Origin of the sequence: Terrabacter aerolatus (genome assembly GCF_007991735.1) — a bacterium.
Lineage (GTDB): Bacteria > Actinomycetota > Actinomycetes > Actinomycetales > Dermatophilaceae > Terrabacter > Terrabacter aerolatus.
On the sequence record NZ_BJYX01000009.1, the window covers coordinates 62,459 to 78,536 of the forward strand.

Below are 16,078 nucleotides of genomic sequence, written 5' to 3' on the forward strand. Positions count from 1 at the left end.
TACTGTGGTCCTCGACCAATGACCGCCGGTTGGAGGGTGTGGGCAACCACGATCTCCCGAAGGTCCCGCACGTGTTGTGGGCAGCCAGCGCAGGACACTCAGCCTCACGGCATACGACAGTATGCCGCTGCGAGCCCCGAGCGCCCTGCGCCGGGGCTCTTTCTCGTGCAGGCCCTTCTGATCTCTGCCCGGCGGCACCACGCAAGGGAAGGAGGCCCAGATGGCGAACTCCGAGAAGGACGCTGCCATTGCCGAGATCACGGACAAGTTCCGTGAGTCCGGTGCGGCCGTTCTCACCGAGTACCGCGGTCTGACCGTGGCCCAGCTCTCGCAGCTGCGCAGCTCGATCCGGGAACACGCCACCTACGCCGTGGTCAAGAACACGCTCACGGAGCGCGCCGCCAAGGAGGCCGGTATCACGGCCTTCGACGGCCACCTCCAGGGCCCGTCGGCCATCGCCTTCATCACCGGTGACCCGGTCGAGGCGGCCAAGGGTCTGCGTGACTTCGCCAAGGCACACCCCCTCCTCGTGATCAAGGCTGGCGTCCTCGACGGCAAGACCTTGAGCCCCGAGGAGATCACGAAGCTCGCGGACCTCGAGTCCCGCGAGGTTCTGCTGGCCAAGCTTGCGGGCGCCATGAAGGGCTCCCTCACCAAGGCCGCCTACCTCTTCGTCGCTCCTCTGTCGCAGACGGCCCGCGTGGTCGAGGCTCTGCGTCAGAAGCGCGAGGAGCAGGGCCCCGCCACGGAGGCTCCGGCCGCCGAGGCAACCACCGACGTCGCCGAGGGTGGCGACGAGAGCTGACGCCCACCGGCGCCCGCTCGATTCATCAATCAGCCACTCACGGCAAGTAACAGGAAGGAAGCCATCATGGCGAAGCTCAGCACCGACGAGCTCCTTGACGCCTTCAAGGAGATGACCCTCATCGAGCTCTCGGAGTTCGTGAAGCAGTTCGAGGAGACCTTCGAGGTCACCGCTGCTGCCCCCGTCGCCGCCGCTCCCGCGGCCGGTGCCGGTGGCGCTGCCGCCGTCGAGGAGGAGGAGAAGGACTCGTTCGACGTCGTTCTCACCGCCGCCGGCGACAAGAAGATCCAGGTCATCAAGGAGGTCCGCGCGCTCACGAGCCTCGGCCTCAAGGAGGCCAAGGACCTCGTCGACGGCGCCCCCAAGCCCGTTCTCGAGGGTGTCGACAAGGCTGCGGCCGAGAAGGCCAAGGAGCAGCTCGAGGGCGCTGGCGCGACCGTCGAGCTCAAGTGATCTGACCCGGCTCTGCCGGGATCACTGCTCCACCGCGAAGGCGGGTCCGACCACCGGTCGGGCCCGCCTTTCGCGTTTGTCCCGCCGGTCACGGGCCACGATGGCGCTCGCGTCGTGGAGCGTCCGCGGCCGTATGCCGGACCGGGGGCGCGGGGCGTGACGGCGCTCGCGGCGTGGAGCGTCGGCGGGCGTATGCCGGCATCCTCGCTCCCAGCGTCAGCGCCCGCCGCCGATGCCGCGACCACCGCCACGCCCCGCGCCCTCCCACCGTCGAGTGGGCACTTCCGTACGTCGAGTCGGCACCTGTCGTGTCGAGGTGGGGCGCCGCGGCGGAGCGCGACGGCATACCTCCACCCATGCCCTCCCATCGGGGGTCGAGGTGATGTGTCGCGGCGGGGCGCGACGGCACACCTCGAGCCACGGAGGGCGGCGCCGTCAGGCGGCGTGGGCCAGGGCGTCCTCGAGGGCGGCGAGGACGAGGGCGACGCGGTCGGGGCGTGCGTTGTGGCCCATGAGGCCGATGCGCCACACGGTCGAGGCGAACTCGCCGACCCCGGCACCGATCTCGAGGTCGTGGCGCTCGAGCAGGTAGGCGCGGACCGCGGCCGAGTCGACGCCGTCGGGCACCCGGACCGTCGTCAGCTCGGGCAGTCGGGCGCCTTCCTGAGCAAAGAGCGTCAGGCCCATCTCCTCGAGCCCGTCCTGGAGCAGCCGCCCGGCCTCGGCGTGCCGGTCCCAGACCTTCTCGAGGCCCTCGTCGGCGATCCGCTGCAGGCCGGCGTGCAGGCTGACGACCATCGCGGTCGGCGCGGTGTGGTGGTACGTGCGCTTGCCGGTCCCCGAGGCCTCACCGACGTAGCCGCCGAGCAGCCCGAGGTCGAGGTACCACGACGACGGCTTCTCGACCCGACGCCCGAAGGCACGGTCGCTGATGGTGAACGGCGCGAGGCCGGGGGCGACCCCGAGGCACTTCTGGGTGCCGGCGTAGCCGATGTCGATGCCCCAGTCGTCGGCGCGCAGCTCGATGCCGCCGATGCTCGTCACCGCGTCGACGAGGAGCAGGGCGTCCCCCTTGAGGGCGCCGAGCGCGGCGATGTCGGAGCGGACGCCGGTCGAGGTCTCGGCGTGGACGGCGGCGATGATCTTCGGCGACGGGTGCGCGGCCGCGACCCGCTCGGCGTCCACCGGGGTGCCCCACTCGTGGTCGACGCGGACGACCTCGGCGCCGTGCCGACCCGCGACGTCGACCATGCGCTCGCCGAAGAGCCCGTTGACGGCCACGACGACGACGTCGCCGGGGGAGACGGTGTTGACGAACGCGGCCTCCATGCCGGCCGACCCGGTGGCCGACAGGGGCAGGGTGCGGCGGTTGTCGGTGCCCCAGACGTGACGGAGCAGGTCGCACGTCTCGTCCATGATCTCGAGGAAGTCCGGGTCGAGGTGACCGAGCAGCGGCGCCGCCAGGGCGAGGGTCGCCTCGGGGTAGGGGTTGCACGGGCCGGGGCCGAAGAGGTGCCGGTCGGCGATCGGGCGTCGGGTGGTGGTGGGCGGCGTCGCGGTCATCAGAATCCTGCTCCGGGGTTGAGGATGCCCTGCGGGTCCAGGGCCTGCTTGATGCGGTGGGTGAGGGCCATGACGTCCGGCCCGAGCTGCTCGGGGAGCGCGTCGCGCTTGAGGCGACCGATGCCGTGCTCGCCGGTGATGGTGCCACCGAGGCCGATGGCGAGACTCATGACCTCCGAGAAGGCCTGTGCCGCACGCTCCTTCGCGCCGGCGTCTCCGGCCGGGTAGACGATGACGGGGTGGGTGTTGCCGTCGCCGGCGTGCGCGACGACGGGGATCTCGACCTCGTGTCGGCGCGAGATCTCGGCGATGCCGGTCAGCAGGTCGGGCAGGCGCGGCACGGGCACGCCGACGTCCTCGAGCATGATCGCGCCGCGCCGCTCGATGGCCACGATCGCGGCGCGGCGGGCCGCGACGAACATCTCACCCTCGGCGGCATCCGTCGTCGTGAAGCACTCGCGCGCGCCGCCCTCCCGACACAGTCGCTCCATCGCGGCGATCTCCTCGCCGCGGGCCGCGCCGGGCGCGTCCGACTGGGCGAGGAGCATGGCCCCCGCCTCCCGGTCGAGCCCCATGCTCCGGTGGTCCTCCACGGCATTGACCGACGCCTGGTCCATGAGCTCCATCATCGAGGCGCGCAGCGTGTTGCCGACGGCGACGACGACCCGGGCCGCGTCCTCGACGGTGTCGAAGGTGGCCACGAGGGTGGCGGGCGGTGACTGGGCCGGGACGAGCCGCAGCGTCGCGCGGGTCACGACCCCGAGCGTGCCCTCGCTGCCGACGAAGAGCTTGACGAGCGAGAGGCCCGCGGTGTCCTTTACCCGCTGGCCCCCGAGGTGCACGAGCGTGCCGTCGGCGAGGACGACGTCGAGCCCGAGCACGTAGTCCGTCGTGACGCCGTACTTGACGCAGCACAGGCCGCCCGCGTTGGTCGCGACGTTGCCGCCGATGGAGCAGATCTCGAACGACGAGGGGTCGGGCGGGTACCAGAGCCCGTGCTCGGCCGCGGCCTGCTTGACCTCGACGTTGAGCGCGCCTGCCTCGACGACCGCGGTGCGCGTGGCCGGGTCGATCTCGACGCCGCGCAGGCGCTCGAGGCTCAGCACGATGCACCCGTCGACGGCGTTGGAGCCGCCGGACAGTCCGCTGCCGGCCCCGCGGGGCACGACCGCGACATCGTGCTCGCCGGCCCAGCGCACGGTGGCCTGGACGTCCGCCGGGCTCGCGGCGCGGACCACCGCGAGCGGCACACCGGCGCCGGCGTCAGCGGTGTAGTCGAAGCGATAGGCCGCCACGCTCTCGGGCTCGGTCAGCAGGGCCCCCGGCGTCAGGGACCGGGCGAGCCCGTCGAGGACGGTCAGGTCGGGAGCGTCCTTGCTCACTGTCGTCACCGGACCACCGTAACCACGAGCCTGCGCCCGCGCGCGTCCCGGGCGAGGCCGTATGCCGTGAGCCCGGGTCAGGCTGCCCGGCGGCGCCCCGCCGATCCCGAGAGCCGTTCGGTAGGTTTGCCGCATGGGATGGCTGTCGCGCACCAACAGGTCCGATGCTGACCGCGCTGCGGAGGGCGCCGATCCTGCCGACGGGGCGCCCACCGGGCCGCCCGTCCCGCTCCCGGGTGCACCCGTCGGGGACCAGCCCGGACCCGTCGAGCCGGCAGGCGCCGGTCCGGCGGCGCCCTCGACACCATCGACGCACCATTCGGACGCGTCGAGCCCCATGGGCCGCTACGGGCCGCTCGTCACGGTCACCCGTCTCGACACCGCGCCGCCGGAGCTCGAGTGGCAGCTCCCGCTGAGCGGGGAGCTCTACCGGCTCATGCCGGGCTCGGACCGCCCCGACTACTCGCTGCTCGTCCTCGACCGCCCGCTGCACTTCTACCCCCACGAGGGTTTCGACCTGCACCGGATCGAGCCCGGCCAGGTGGTCGAGGACCGCAAGGGCCGCACCATGGTCCGCGTGCACGCCCTGCTCCTGTGCGCCCGCTTCGTCGGCCAGCAGCTGCACCCGGGGATGACCGACCTGGCCGTCAACCTCGCCTACGTCATCGACAACTCCCTGGCCCGTGACGCCGAGGTCGACTTCGGCAAGATCGAGTTCGCCGCCACCGGTTTCCTCGACGAAGGACGGCCGGCCGGCCACATGGTCCCCATCGCCTCGGACGCCTCGGACGCCTCGGCGCCGGGGTCCGCCGGGCCCGAGCACGTCGAGCCGGCCCGGGTCGATCACGAGGAGCAGGCGGCGTCCGATCCGGCACCGACCGCAGAAGGCGCCGCGGAGCCGGTGGCCACGTCACGGCATACGCCCTCGGACGTCCTCGACGAGCTCACCCGCACCCTCCGCCAGGGCATCGAGCAGCAGCGCGGTGCGCCCGTCCAGCGGATGACGGCCGCGATCACCCTCGACCCCGACCTGCGCCTGACGGGCCTGTCGGGCAACGCCGACGGCCAGGCCCCGGTCCCCACGGCGGAGACCTTCGGCCGGATGGCCGAGGTGCTGGGACGGCTCGCCGGCGCCGGGGCGAGCGGGCGCATCGCGGCCGTGACCCTCCGCGCCGACGGGGGCTCCGTCGGCCACGAGGTCACCCGCACCCACGACTGACACCGTCACGACGCCGTCTGCAACGCTGTCCTCGTGCCGCGCCCGCGTCAGGCGTCGGTCGCCGGCGGTCTCGCGTAGCCACGCACCGAGGCCGGGTCGAGGTGTCGTCCGACGCTGACCTCCCACACCCCGCCGTCGAAGCTCTCGAAGACGAGCAGTCCGCCCGAGCCGTCGGCCTCGACGTACTCGACGTAGTCGCAGGACCCGCGCTCGCCCGTGCCGGTGTCACCGGTCCCCGTGTAGGTGGCGTGCCCGGCGTCGTCGAACGCCCACTCCCGGCCGTCCATCGTCATCCCCGCCGGGTCCGGGTCGCCGAAGAGGTCGTAGCGCGGGGTCCAGTGCACGATGCTCGGGCCGCCGCGTGGACGGATCGAGAGCCACTCGTGCGGACCCGATCCGGTCTCCAGGCAGTGCTCGCGCCAGTCCCGGCCCTCCATGACGAAACGAAGGCTGCCGATGACACGGCGGGGCTGACCCTCGATCTCGAGAACGGCTCCCGGCGCCACCTGGGACGCCCGCAGCTGTGCGCGCATGCAGCCTCCTGGTTCACATGGTCCTCACAGGGTAGCCACGAAGGGCCTGCCGGACCGGCAGAAGCGAACCCGCGCGTAACTTCCGTCCGATCCGGTCGTTTCCCCCGTAGCCGAGTCGAGACGGCAAGAGAGACACAGGTGAGTGCCACATGGGTGTGGAGATCGCGGTCACAGGTCTGACCAAGACCTTCGGTTCGCAGACGATCTGGCGGGACGTGACCCTCACGCTTCCCGCGGGGGAGATCTCGGTCATGCTGGGCCCGTCGGGCACCGGCAAGTCCGTCTTCCTCAAGACGCTCGTCGGGCTGCTCAAGCCTGACGCCGGGTCCATCGTCATCAACGGCCGGGACCTGACGCGGCTGCGCGAGGCCGACCTCTACGAGGTGCGCAAGCTCTTCGGCGTCCTCTTCCAGGACGGCGCGCTCTTCGGGTCGATGACCCTCTACGACAACGTCGCCTTCCCGCTGCGCGAGCACACGAAGAAGACCGAGGCCGAGATCCGGCGCATCGTCACCGAGAAGATGGAGCTCGTCGGTCTGTCGGGCGCCGAGGGCAAGCTCCCGGGCGAGATCTCCGGCGGTATGCGCAAGCGCGCCGGTCTGGCCCGAGCGCTCGTGCTCGACCCCGAGATCCTGCTCATCGACGAGCCCGACTCCGGCCTGGACCCGGTGCGCACGAGCTACATCAACCAGCTCTTCGTCGACCTCAACGCGCAGATCGACGCGACCTTCCTCATCGTCACGCACGACATCAATACCGCCCGCACCGTGCCGGACAACATCGGGCTGCTCTACCACAAGCACCTCGCCATGTTCGGCCCGCGCGAGATGCTGCTCAGCTCCGAGGAGCCGGTCGTGCGCCAGTTCCTCAACGCCCAGACGATCGGCCCGATCGGCATGTCGGAGGAGAAGGACGCCGACGAGCTCGCCGCCGAGTCCGGCCAGGAGCTGCCCCCGCTGCCGCCGATCGCCCTCCAGCTCTCGACGAGCGACGGCCAGCCCCGCCGCGCCGAGCGCCGGCCGGGCGACTGGTGCCGCGAGCACGGCGTCACGCCGCCGCCCGGGTCGTTCGAGTCGCAGAACGCCGGCATCCCCGGGGTCCGGCAGACCCCGGGGGCCACGGCCGCTTCAGGGGCTCCGGCCGCTCCCGAGCCCACGGCGGCTCCGGCGGGCCCGGTCGACCCGGTCGACCCGGCTGAGCCGGGGACCGCGCACGCCACCGACCTCGCACCCGCGGGGACAGGCCCTGCCCCGTCGAGCGAGGTGAGCTGAGGTGGCCGCGCCGCTGACCGGCGTCCTGCGCCAGTCCGGGTCGCTCTTCGCGCTGGCCCTCGACGTGTTCCGGGCGCTGCCCAAGCGCCCCTTCCAGGTCAAGGAGTTCATCCAGCAGGCCTGGTTCATCGCGAGTGTGACGATCCTGCCCACCGCCCTCGTGTCGATCCCGTTCGGGGCGGTCATCGCCCTACAGCTCGGCACCCTGACCCGGCAGCTCGGCGCGCAGTCCTACACGGGAGCGGCCAGCGTCCTCGCCGTGCTGCGTGAGGCCAGCCCGATCGTCACGGCCCTGCTCATCGCGGGCGCCGGTGGCTCCGCCATCTGCGCCGACCTCGGCTCGCGCAAGATCCGCGAGGAGATCGACGCCATGGAGGTGCTCGGCATCAGCCCGATCCACCGCCTCGTCGTGCCCCGGGTCCTCGCCTCGATGCTCGTCGCGGTCCTGCTCAACGGGCTCGTGTCCGTCGTCGGCGTGGTCGGCGGCTACTTCTTCAACGTCATCGTCCAGGGCGGCACCCCGGGCGCCTACATCGCGAGCTTCACCGCGCTCGCCCAGCTGCCCGACCTCTGGACGGCCGAGATCAAGGCCCTGATCTTCGGGGCCATCTCCGCGGTGGTGGCGGCCTTCAAGGGACTCAACGCAGGCGGCGGACCGAAGGGGGTGGGCGACGCGGTCAACCAGAGCGTCGTCATCACCTTCATGCTCCTGTTCGTCGTCAACTTCGTCATCACGGCCGTGTACTTCCAAGTCGTGCCGCAGAAGATCTGAGGAGGCGACGATGGCGACCAGGACCAGGACCACGTCCAAGCCCACCGCCGGCGAGGCGGCGGCGCGCAGCGCGAGTGCCGAGCGCCTGCTCGACCTCGCGTCCCGCCCCTCGCGGGCGCTCGACTCGCTCGGCGAGCAGATGCGCTTCTACGTGAGGTCGCTCGCGTGGAGCGGCCGCACGCTGCGCCGCTACAAGAAGGAGGTCGTGCGGCTGCTCGCCGAGGTCTCCCTCGGTACCGGGGCGCTGTCGGTCATCGGCGGCACGGTCGGCGTCATCGCCTTCCTCGCCTTCTTCACCGGCACCGAGGTCGGGCTCCAGGGCTACTCGTCCCTCGAGCAGCTCGGCACCGGGGCCTTCACGGGCTTCTTCTCGGCCTACCTCAACACCCGCGAGATCGCCCCCCTCGTCGCGGGCCTGGCGCTCGCGGCCACGGTCGGCTGCGGCTTCACCGCCCAGCTGGGCGCCATGCGCATCTCCGAGGAGGTCGACGCGCTCGAGGTGATGGGCATCCCGTCACTGCCCTTCCTCGTGACGACGCGCATGATCGCCGGCTTCATCGCCGTCATCCCCCTCTACGTGCTCGGCCTGCTCAGCTCGTATGCCGCGACGCGGTTCATCTCGACGGCGTACTTCGGCCAGTCGGAGGGCACCTACGACCACTACTTCCACCTGTTCCTGCCGCCGGGTGACGTGTTCTGGTCGTTCGTCAAGGTCATGGTCTTCGCCGTCGTGATCATCCTCATCCACTGCTACTACGGCTACACGGCATCGGGCGGCCCCGCCGGCGTCGGGGTCGCGGTCGGCACGGCGGTGCGCACCTCGATCGTCGCCATCAACATCGTCGACTTCTTCCTCTCCCTCGCCATCTGGGGTGCCACGACGAGCGTGAGGATCGCCGGATGAGCGTCGCACCGACCGATGCCGTCCCCGAGGTCAGCACGCAGTCGACCCCCGGGCCGATCACCCAGCACACGCGAAAGCGCCTGGGACAGAAGGCATACGGCATCGTCTTCCTGCTCGTGCTCGCCCTCCTGCTGGGGCTGTCGATCGCCTCGTTCCAGAAGCGGTTCACGCCGGTCGTCATGGTGACCCTCGAGACCGACCGCCTCGGCAGCCAGCTGCAGGAGAGCTCGGACGTCAAGCTGCGCGGCCTGCTCGTCGGTGAGGTGCGCCAGATCGAGGTGACCCCGACGGGGACCAGGCTCGAGCTCGCGCTGCAACCCGACGAGGTCGCCAAGATCCCGTCCAACGTCAGCGCGCGGCTGTTGCCCAAGACGCTCTTCGGTGAGCGCTACGTCGACCTCGTGACGTCAGCCTCGCCGGCGCGTCCGATCCGCGCGGGCGACGTCATCCCGCAGGACCGCAGCCGGGTCGCGATCGAGCTCGAGACGGTCTTCGACAACCTCTACCCGCTCCTGCGCACGGTCCAGCCGGCCAAGCTCGCCACCACCCTCAACGCCCTGTCGACCACCCTCGACGGACGCGGCGACCAGATCGGGCGCAACATCGTGCTCGTCGACCGCTACTTCAAGGCGCTCAACCCCAGCATGCCGACGATCCAACGCGACATCACGCTGCTCGCCGACACGGCCGACCTCTACGCCGGCGTCGCCCCCGACTTCTTCCGCCTGACCGAGTCGCTCCGCGTCACGAACAAGACCATCGTGGACAAGAACCAGCAGCTCGCGGCGTTCCTCGTCGGGACGGCCGGGTTCGCCAACGAGGCCGCCGGCTTCCTGCGCGACAACGAGCAGCGGATCATCCAGGTCGGGCAGGTCAGCAAGCCCACCCTGCAGCTGCTCGCGGAGTACTCACCGATCTACCCGTGCGTGGCCTCGGGCCTCGTCAACTGGTTGCCGCGGGCCAACGCGGCCTTCTCCGGTGGCACCTTCCACATCACCCTCGAGGTCGTCCCGCCGCGCAAGGCTTACCGCCCCGGCGAGGAGCCGCGCTGGGACGACAAGCGCGGTCCCCACTGCTACGGGCTGCCGACCCCGGACGGCTCGCAGTCCAACCCCTTCACGGGCAACCACTTCGCCGACGGCACCCAGCCGGCGAGCAACGCGCAGCCCTTCTCCACGGTGCCGCAGGCGCTGCTGGGCAACGCCTCGGCCGCCGACTCCGGCACCGCCGGCACCGCCGAGGAGCAGCGCGTCGTCGGAGCCCTCTTCGCGCAGGACGGGCAGGCGAGCGACCCGGGGGCCAGTGGCATCCAGACCCTGCTCGCCGGTCCGATGATGCGCGGAACGGTGGTGAGCACCCGATGAAGGTCAAGGGATCGCTCATCAAGCTCATCGTCTTCGCCGCCGTCACGCTCTTCGCGACGAGCATCCTCGCGCTGACGATCGCCAACATCCAGTTCGGTTCGAAGGCGACGTACACCGCCGTCGTCAGCGACGCGACCGGTGTCATCCCCGGGCAGGACGTCCGCATCGCCGGCGTGCGCGTCGGGGAGGTCTCCGACGTGCGGGTCGCCCACGACGCGGGCTCCGACGGAGCCAACGCCGAGATCGACTTCTCGGTGCTCAAGAGCTCGGTCCTGACCCAGGGCACCGAGGTCACCGTCAAGTACCGCAACCTCGTCGGGCAGCGCTACCTCGCGCTGACGCAGGGGGCCGGCGCCCCGACGCCCCTGGCCGACGGCGCCACGATCCCGCTCTCACGCACCCACCCGGCGCTCGACCTCACGGTCCTCTTCAACGGGTTCAAGCCCCTCTTCGCCGCGCTGTCCCCGAGCGACGTCAACGAGCTCTCCGGCCTGCTCATCCAGACCCTGCAGGGCGAGGGCGGCGACGTGAACACGTTGCTGGCCAAGACCGCCAGTCTCACCTCGACGATCGCCGACCGTGACGCCGTCATCGGCCGCACCATCGACAACCTCAACGCCGTGCTCGGCACCGTCGACGCGCACGACCAGCAGCTGCTCTCGCTCATCGACCAGCTCCAGCGCTTCACGAGCGGGCTCGCCGCCGACCGCGAGACGATCGGTCGCTCGCTCTCCGGGATCAACACCCTCTCGGCCGAGACCGCCGACCTGCTCGTCTCGACCCGCCCGCTCATCAAGGACGACGTCGCCCAGCTGCGCACGCTCACCACGACGCTCAACAAGCCCTCCAACGTCAAGGAGTTCGAGAGCTTCATCACGGGCGCGCCGGGCCGCATCACCACCCTGACGCGGACGGCGACCTACGGCTCGTGGTTCAACTTCTACCTCTGCAAGTTCGACACCCGCAGCCCGATCCTCCCGGGCGTGAGCCCCACCTACGACGTGTCGTCAGCGAGGTGCCAGTCGTGAGCATTCCCTTCCGAGAGCGCAACCCGGTCCCCATCGGTGCGATCGGCCTGCTCGTCATCGCCGTCGTGCTCTACCTGGCCTTCAACGCCTCGAACCTGCCGATCATCGGGGGCGGCACGTCCTACAGCGCCGCGTTCACCGAGGCGGGCGGCATCAAGCCCGACGACGACGTGCGCATCGCCGGCGTCAAGGTGGGCAAGGTGACGGGGGTCGACCTCGAGGGCGGGCACGTGCGCGTCGACTTCGTCATCACCGAGGACGCGAGCTTCGGCCAGCAGACCGGCGCCTCGATCCGCATGAAGACCATCCTCGGGGAGAAGTACGTCGCGCTGGACCCCAAGGGCCAGGGCCAGCTCGACCCCGACACGCAGATCCCCGTCGCTCGCACCGTCAGCTCCTACGACGTCATCAACGCGTTCCAGGACCTCACGACGACGACCGAGCGCATCGACACCGGCCAGCTGGCGAAGTCCCTCACCGTCATCGCGAGCGAGTTCAAGGACAGCCCGCAGTACGTCAGGGCCACCCTCGACGGACTCTCGCGGCTCTCGCGCACCGTGGCGAGCCGGGACGCCGAGCTGGGCTCGCTGCTCAAGCGGGCCAACAGCGTCAGCGGGCTGGTGCGCAGCCGCAACGAGCAGGTGAGCACCCTCATCAAGGACGCCGACCTGCTCATGGTCGAGCTCGTCAAGCGCCGTGACGACATCCGCACCCTCTTCCGGAACACCTCGGCGCTGTCCCAGCAGCTCACGGGCCTCGCCCGCGACAACCGGGCCCAGCTGAAGCCGGCGCTCGCCGAGCTCGACCAGACGCTCGCGATGCTCCAGAAGCACGACGTCGACCTCGAGAAGACGATCCAGGCGATGGCCCCGTTCACGCGGGTCTACGCCAACACCCTCGGCACCGGCCGCTGGTTCGACACGTGGGTCTCCAACCTCGTCGTCCCCGTGGGCACGCCGGGCCTCGCCCTGCCGGGCACGAAGCTGCCCGACCTGCTCCTTCCCGGCACCTCCGGAGGTGGTCGCTGATGCCCGCCCGCGAGAGCGCCCCGCGTATGCCGTTCGGTCGGCTGCACGGGCCTGTCACCCTGCTCGGCAAGATCGTCACCGGCCTCGTCGTCGTGGGCCTCGTCGCCGCCGGCATCGTCTTCTGGCCGAGCCAGGCGCAGACCTCGGTCAGTGCCGACTTCACCCGTGCCGTGGGGCTCTACCCCGGCTCGGACGTGCGCATCCTCGGGGTCAAGGTCGGCCAGGTCGACAGCGTGACCCCAGAGGGTGACCACGTCCACGTCGCGTTCAGCTACGACGACAAGTACCGCGTGCCCGCGTCGGCCCAGGCCGCCATCGTCGCGCCGTCCCTCGTCTCCGACCGCTACGTCCAGCTGCTCCCGGTCTACTCGTCCGGTCCGGCGATGGCCGCCGGTGCACGAATCCCCTTGGACCGCACGGCAGTTCCCGTCGAGCTCGACCGGGTGTCGCAGAGCCTCGACGACCTCATGGTCGCGCTGGGGCCCGACGGGGCGAACAAGAACGGGGCGCTCAACGACCTGCTGCGCACCTCCGCGGCCAACCTCGACGGCAACGGCGACAAGATCAACGGCACGGTGCACGACCTGTCGACCGCCCTGTCGACGCTGTCCGGCAGCCGCGACGACCTCTTCGGCACGGTGAAGAACCTCCAGTCCTTCACCTCGATGCTGGCCACCAACAACGACCAGGTGCGCCGGCTCAACTCCGACCTCGCGACGGTCGCGACGCAGCTGAGCGAGGAGCGGGGCGACCTCAAGGCGACCCTGCAGAGCCTCGGCATCGCCGTCGACGAGGTGTCCGGCTTCGTCTCCGACAACCGCGCCCTGCTCAAGAGCGACCTCGACAAGGCGGTGGCCGTGACGAGCACGATCGCCAAGAACCGGCAGGCGCTGGCAGCGACGCTCGAGAACGCCCCGGTCGCGCTGTCGAACCTCCAGAACGCCTACCATCCGCAGACCGGCACGCTCGACACCCGCAACAACGCCAAGGGGCTCGACGACCCGTTGCTGCTCATGTGCTCGATCCTGACCGGCCCGACGCAGACGGGGAACACGAAGCTGTGCGACGCGCTCAAGAAGGCGCTGATCCTCAAGCTGCCGATGCTGCCGTCCCTGCCGAGCGGCACTGCGCTGCAAGGCACCCCGCAGCCGAGCGGTCTGGTCAACCTCCGTGGTGCCGACCCGACCCTCGGCGGACTGCTCGGAGGCTCGCGATGAGGTATGCCGTCCCCTCCAGGCTGCGACGTGCGTCCGCCGTCGTCGTGCTGGCGTCCCTGGCCCTGGCCGGGTGCAGCGCCTACGACCTGCCGCTCCCCGGTGGCGCCGGCACCGGTGACAACTCCTACACGGTGACCGCCGAGTTCGCCGACGTCCTCGACCTCGTGCCCCAGTCCGCGGTCAAGGTCAACCAGGTCACGGTGGGCTCCGTCGAGGACATCCAGGTCACGGGCTGGACCGCGACGGTGCGCCTGCGCCTGCCCGGCAACGTCGTGCTACCCGACAACGCCACGGCCGAGCTCAAGCAGACCTCGCTCCTCGGCGAGAAGTACGTCGCCCTCGCGCCTCCGACCGACGTGCCGCCCCAGGGACGGCTGGGGGAGGGCGACCGCATCCCGTTGTCGCGCACCAGCCGCAACCCCGAGGTCGAGGAGGTCCTCGGCGCGATGTCGCTGCTGCTCAACGGTGGCGGCGTGGCCCAGCTCAAGACCATCGAGGCCGAGCTCAACAACGCGCTGCGCGGCCGCACGGGTGACGTCAAGGACCTCGTGACGCAGCTCAACACCTTCGTGGGCGGCCTCGACGCGCAGAAGGGCGAGATCGTCCGTGCCATCGACAGCATCGACCACCTGTCCTCGACCCTCGCGAAGAACCAGACCAAGATCGCCGCGGCGCTCGAGGAGCTCCCCAAGGGCCTGACGATCCTGGCCGACCAGCGGCGGCAGCTCACGGCGATGCTGACCGCCCTGCGCGACCTCGGCGAGGTGGGCACCCGGGTCATCCGCGGCTCACGGGCCGACCTGGAGGCCAACCTGCGAGCGATCAGCCCCATCCTGCGCCAGCTCAACAAGGCCGGTGACGACCTGCCCAAGAGCTACCAGCTGTTGCTGACCTACCCCTTCCCGAACAACGCGCAGAGCACGATCAAGGGCGACTACACCAACCTCTGGGCGACCTTGGACACCAACGTCGGCACCATCGCCGACAACCTCGGCATCGGGCGGCTGCCCACCGGGTCGGGTGTCCCCGGGGTGCCGCTGCCCTCCGTACCGCTCCCGTCCGTGCCCCTGCCCTCGATCCCGCTGCCCTCGGTACCGGTGCCCAAGGTGCCGCTCCCGAGCGTCACCGGGCTGCCCTCCCCGACCCTGCCCGGCGGCCTGCTGGGGTCCGGCGCCTCCGGGGCCGGATCGGCCGACTCGGCGTCCTGGTCGACGCTCTTCCCCACGGGAGGCTCCCGATGATCACCCGCACCGTCCGGCTCCAGCTCGCGGCCTTCGCGCTGCTGTCCGTCACCCTCGTGGCCATCCTGTCGGCCAACTACGTCGGTCTCACCGACAAGATCGCCGGTGGCAGCTACGTCGTCTCCGCGGAGCTCGCCCAGTCCGGTGGCATCTTCGTCGGCGCCGAGGTCACCTACCGCGGTGTCACGGTGGGCAAGGTCGAGACGCTGCGCCTCTCGGGCGACGGTGTGGTCGTCGACGCACGGCTCGACCGCGGCACCGAGGTGCCCAAGGACACCCGGGCGGTCGTCGAGAACCGGTCGGCGGTGGGGGAGCAGTACCTCGACCTGCAGCCGCGTACCGCGAAGGCGCCCTTCCTCGCCGCCGGAGACGTCATCCCCCGCTCCAGCACCGCCTTCCCCCTGCGCATCGACCAGCTGCTCCAGCACGTCAACGACACCGTCTCGTCGGTGCCGAGGGGCGACCTCGTCACGACGGTCGACGAGCTGGACAAGGCCTTCAAGGGTGGTGGCACGGACCTGCAGCGGCTCATCGACTCGGGCAACGCCCTGACCTCGGCCGCCTCCGAGGCGCTGCCGCAGACCACGCGCCTCATCGACGACGGCCGCATCGTGCTCGACACGCAGGTCAAGAGCGGCGCCGACATCCGCACGAGCGTGTCCGGCTTCGCCGACGTCGCGGACACCCTGCGCCAGTCCGACCCCGACCTGCGGCTCGTGCTCGACCGCGGGTCGGTCGCCGTCGGCCAGCTCGACGCCCTCATCTCGGAGAACAAGCAGAGCCTGGCCGCACTGCTCGCCAACTTCATCACCATCGGCAACGTGACGACCGCACGACTCGACGGCATCGAGCAGTTGCTCGTGACCTACCCCGACGTCGTGACCGGTGGTTTCACCGTCGTCCCCGGCGACGGCACCGCCCACTTCGGCCTCGTCCTCAACGTCGACGATCCCAAGGCCTGCGAGGCCGGCTACGAGGGCACGAAGAAGATCGACCCGCACCAGACCACGAACCTGCCGCCGGTCAACCTCGACGCGCACTGCGCCGCCGCGCGAGGCTCGGGCACCGACGTCCGCGGGGCCCAGAACGCGCCGAAGCCGACGCGCGGGGGCCAGGGCGGCCAGAGCTACCCCCTGGCCTTCGGGGCGACCCCGGTCGCTCTCGGGAACCAGGCCGTGACCTCCGGGAGCCCTGAGTCGTTGTCAGTCCAGTCGCCGGTCGCTCCGACCGGCGCCGGACGGACCGACAACGGCACGAGCTGGCTCTGGATGATGCAGGAGGCGCTCCACTAGCCGGTG

General features: G+C 70.8%; 15 protein-coding genes. 12 read left to right on the forward strand and 3 right to left on the reverse strand.

What is annotated here, in order from left to right; all coding sequences use genetic code 11:
• Positions 1–220: 220 nt before the first annotated feature.
• Positions 221–805 (forward strand): 50S ribosomal protein L10, encoded by a 585-nt coding sequence (gene rplJ, locus TAE01_RS10200; protein ID WP_142176945.1) that lies wholly within the window; start codon positions 221–223, stop codon positions 803–805.
• A gap of 66 nt (positions 806–871) precedes the next feature.
• Positions 872–1,258 (forward strand): 50S ribosomal protein L7/L12, encoded by a 387-nt coding sequence (gene rplL, locus TAE01_RS10205; protein WP_030194119.1) that lies wholly within the window; start codon positions 872–874, stop codon positions 1,256–1,258.
• Positions 1,259–1,693: 435 nt separating this feature from the next.
• On the opposite strand, the gene TAE01_RS10210 is transcribed toward rplL, so the two are convergent.
• Together TAE01_RS10210 and TAE01_RS10215 are read right to left on the reverse strand one after the other, a co-directional pair.
• Positions 1,694–2,821 carry a pyridoxal-phosphate-dependent aminotransferase family protein gene (locus tag TAE01_RS10210; protein ID WP_147066068.1) on the reverse strand — a complete coding sequence of 376 codons (1,128 nt, stop codon included), beginning with the start codon at positions 2,819–2,821 and terminating at the stop codon, positions 1,694–1,696.
• Positions 2,821–4,212 carry an FAD-binding oxidoreductase gene (locus tag TAE01_RS10215; protein WP_307723838.1) on the reverse strand — a complete coding sequence of 464 codons (1,392 nt, stop codon included), beginning with the start codon at positions 4,210–4,212 and terminating at the stop codon, positions 2,821–2,823. The genes TAE01_RS10210 and TAE01_RS10215 overlap by 1 nt, the downstream gene beginning before the upstream one ends.
• A gap of 124 nt (positions 4,213–4,336) precedes the next feature.
• Between TAE01_RS10215 and TAE01_RS10220 the strand changes: the two genes are divergently transcribed.
• Complete coding sequence (locus TAE01_RS10220) at positions 4,337–5,422, forward strand: hypothetical protein (RefSeq protein WP_147066070.1); 1,086 nt, start codon at positions 4,337–4,339, stop codon at positions 5,420–5,422.
• 47 nt (positions 5,423–5,469) lie between these two features.
• On the opposite strand, the gene TAE01_RS10225 is transcribed toward TAE01_RS10220, so the two are convergent.
• Positions 5,470–5,955 carry a DUF4178 domain-containing protein gene (locus TAE01_RS10225; protein ID WP_147066071.1) on the reverse strand — a complete coding sequence of 162 codons (486 nt, stop codon included), beginning with the start codon at positions 5,953–5,955 and terminating at the stop codon, positions 5,470–5,472.
• 149 nt (positions 5,956–6,104) lie between these two features.
• On the opposite strand from TAE01_RS10225, the gene TAE01_RS10230 reads away from it, so the two are divergent.
• From TAE01_RS10230 to TAE01_RS10270, 9 genes are read left to right on the forward strand one after another with little or no spacing between them, the layout of a single operon-like run.
• Complete coding sequence (locus TAE01_RS10230; protein WP_281289280.1) at positions 6,105–7,226, forward strand: ABC transporter ATP-binding protein; 1,122 nt, start codon at positions 6,105–6,107, stop codon at positions 7,224–7,226.
• A gap of 1 nt (position 7,227) precedes the next feature.
• Positions 7,228–7,998: an MlaE family ABC transporter permease gene (locus TAE01_RS10235; protein WP_147066072.1), complete on the forward strand. Its 771-nt coding sequence runs from the start codon at positions 7,228–7,230 to the stop codon at positions 7,996–7,998.
• Positions 7,999–8,008: 10 nt separating this feature from the next.
• Positions 8,009–8,902 (forward strand): MlaE family ABC transporter permease, encoded by an 894-nt coding sequence (locus tag TAE01_RS10240; RefSeq protein WP_246111257.1) that lies wholly within the window; start codon positions 8,009–8,011, stop codon positions 8,900–8,902.
• A complete protein-coding gene (locus tag TAE01_RS10245) occupies positions 8,899–10,266 on the forward strand; it encodes an MCE family protein (RefSeq protein ID WP_222594108.1) in 1,368 nt (455 codons plus the stop codon). Before TAE01_RS10240 ends, TAE01_RS10245 begins: the two co-directional genes overlap by 4 nt.
• Positions 10,263–11,294: an MCE family protein gene (locus tag TAE01_RS10250; RefSeq protein ID WP_147066074.1), complete on the forward strand. Its 1,032-nt coding sequence runs from the start codon at positions 10,263–10,265 to the stop codon at positions 11,292–11,294. Before TAE01_RS10245 ends, TAE01_RS10250 begins: the two co-directional genes overlap by 4 nt.
• On the forward strand, positions 11,291–12,322 hold the full coding sequence (locus TAE01_RS10255) for an MCE family protein (protein ID WP_147066076.1): 1,032 nt from the start codon (positions 11,291–11,293) through the stop codon (positions 12,320–12,322). The genes TAE01_RS10250 and TAE01_RS10255 overlap by 4 nt, the downstream gene beginning before the upstream one ends.
• Entirely contained in the window at positions 12,322–13,539 is a 1,218-nt protein-coding gene (locus TAE01_RS10260; RefSeq protein WP_246111258.1) for an MCE family protein, read from the forward strand. Before TAE01_RS10255 ends, TAE01_RS10260 begins: the two co-directional genes overlap by 1 nt.
• Positions 13,536–14,780, forward strand: coding sequence for an MCE family protein (locus TAE01_RS10265; protein WP_147066078.1), 1,245 nt, complete (start codon positions 13,536–13,538; stop codon positions 14,778–14,780). The genes TAE01_RS10260 and TAE01_RS10265 overlap by 4 nt, the downstream gene beginning before the upstream one ends.
• Positions 14,777–16,072, forward strand: a complete 1,296-nt coding sequence (locus TAE01_RS10270; RefSeq protein WP_147066080.1) for an MCE family protein — start codon at positions 14,777–14,779, stop codon at positions 16,070–16,072. Before TAE01_RS10265 ends, TAE01_RS10270 begins: the two co-directional genes overlap by 4 nt.
• Positions 16,073–16,078 lie beyond the last annotated feature (6 nt).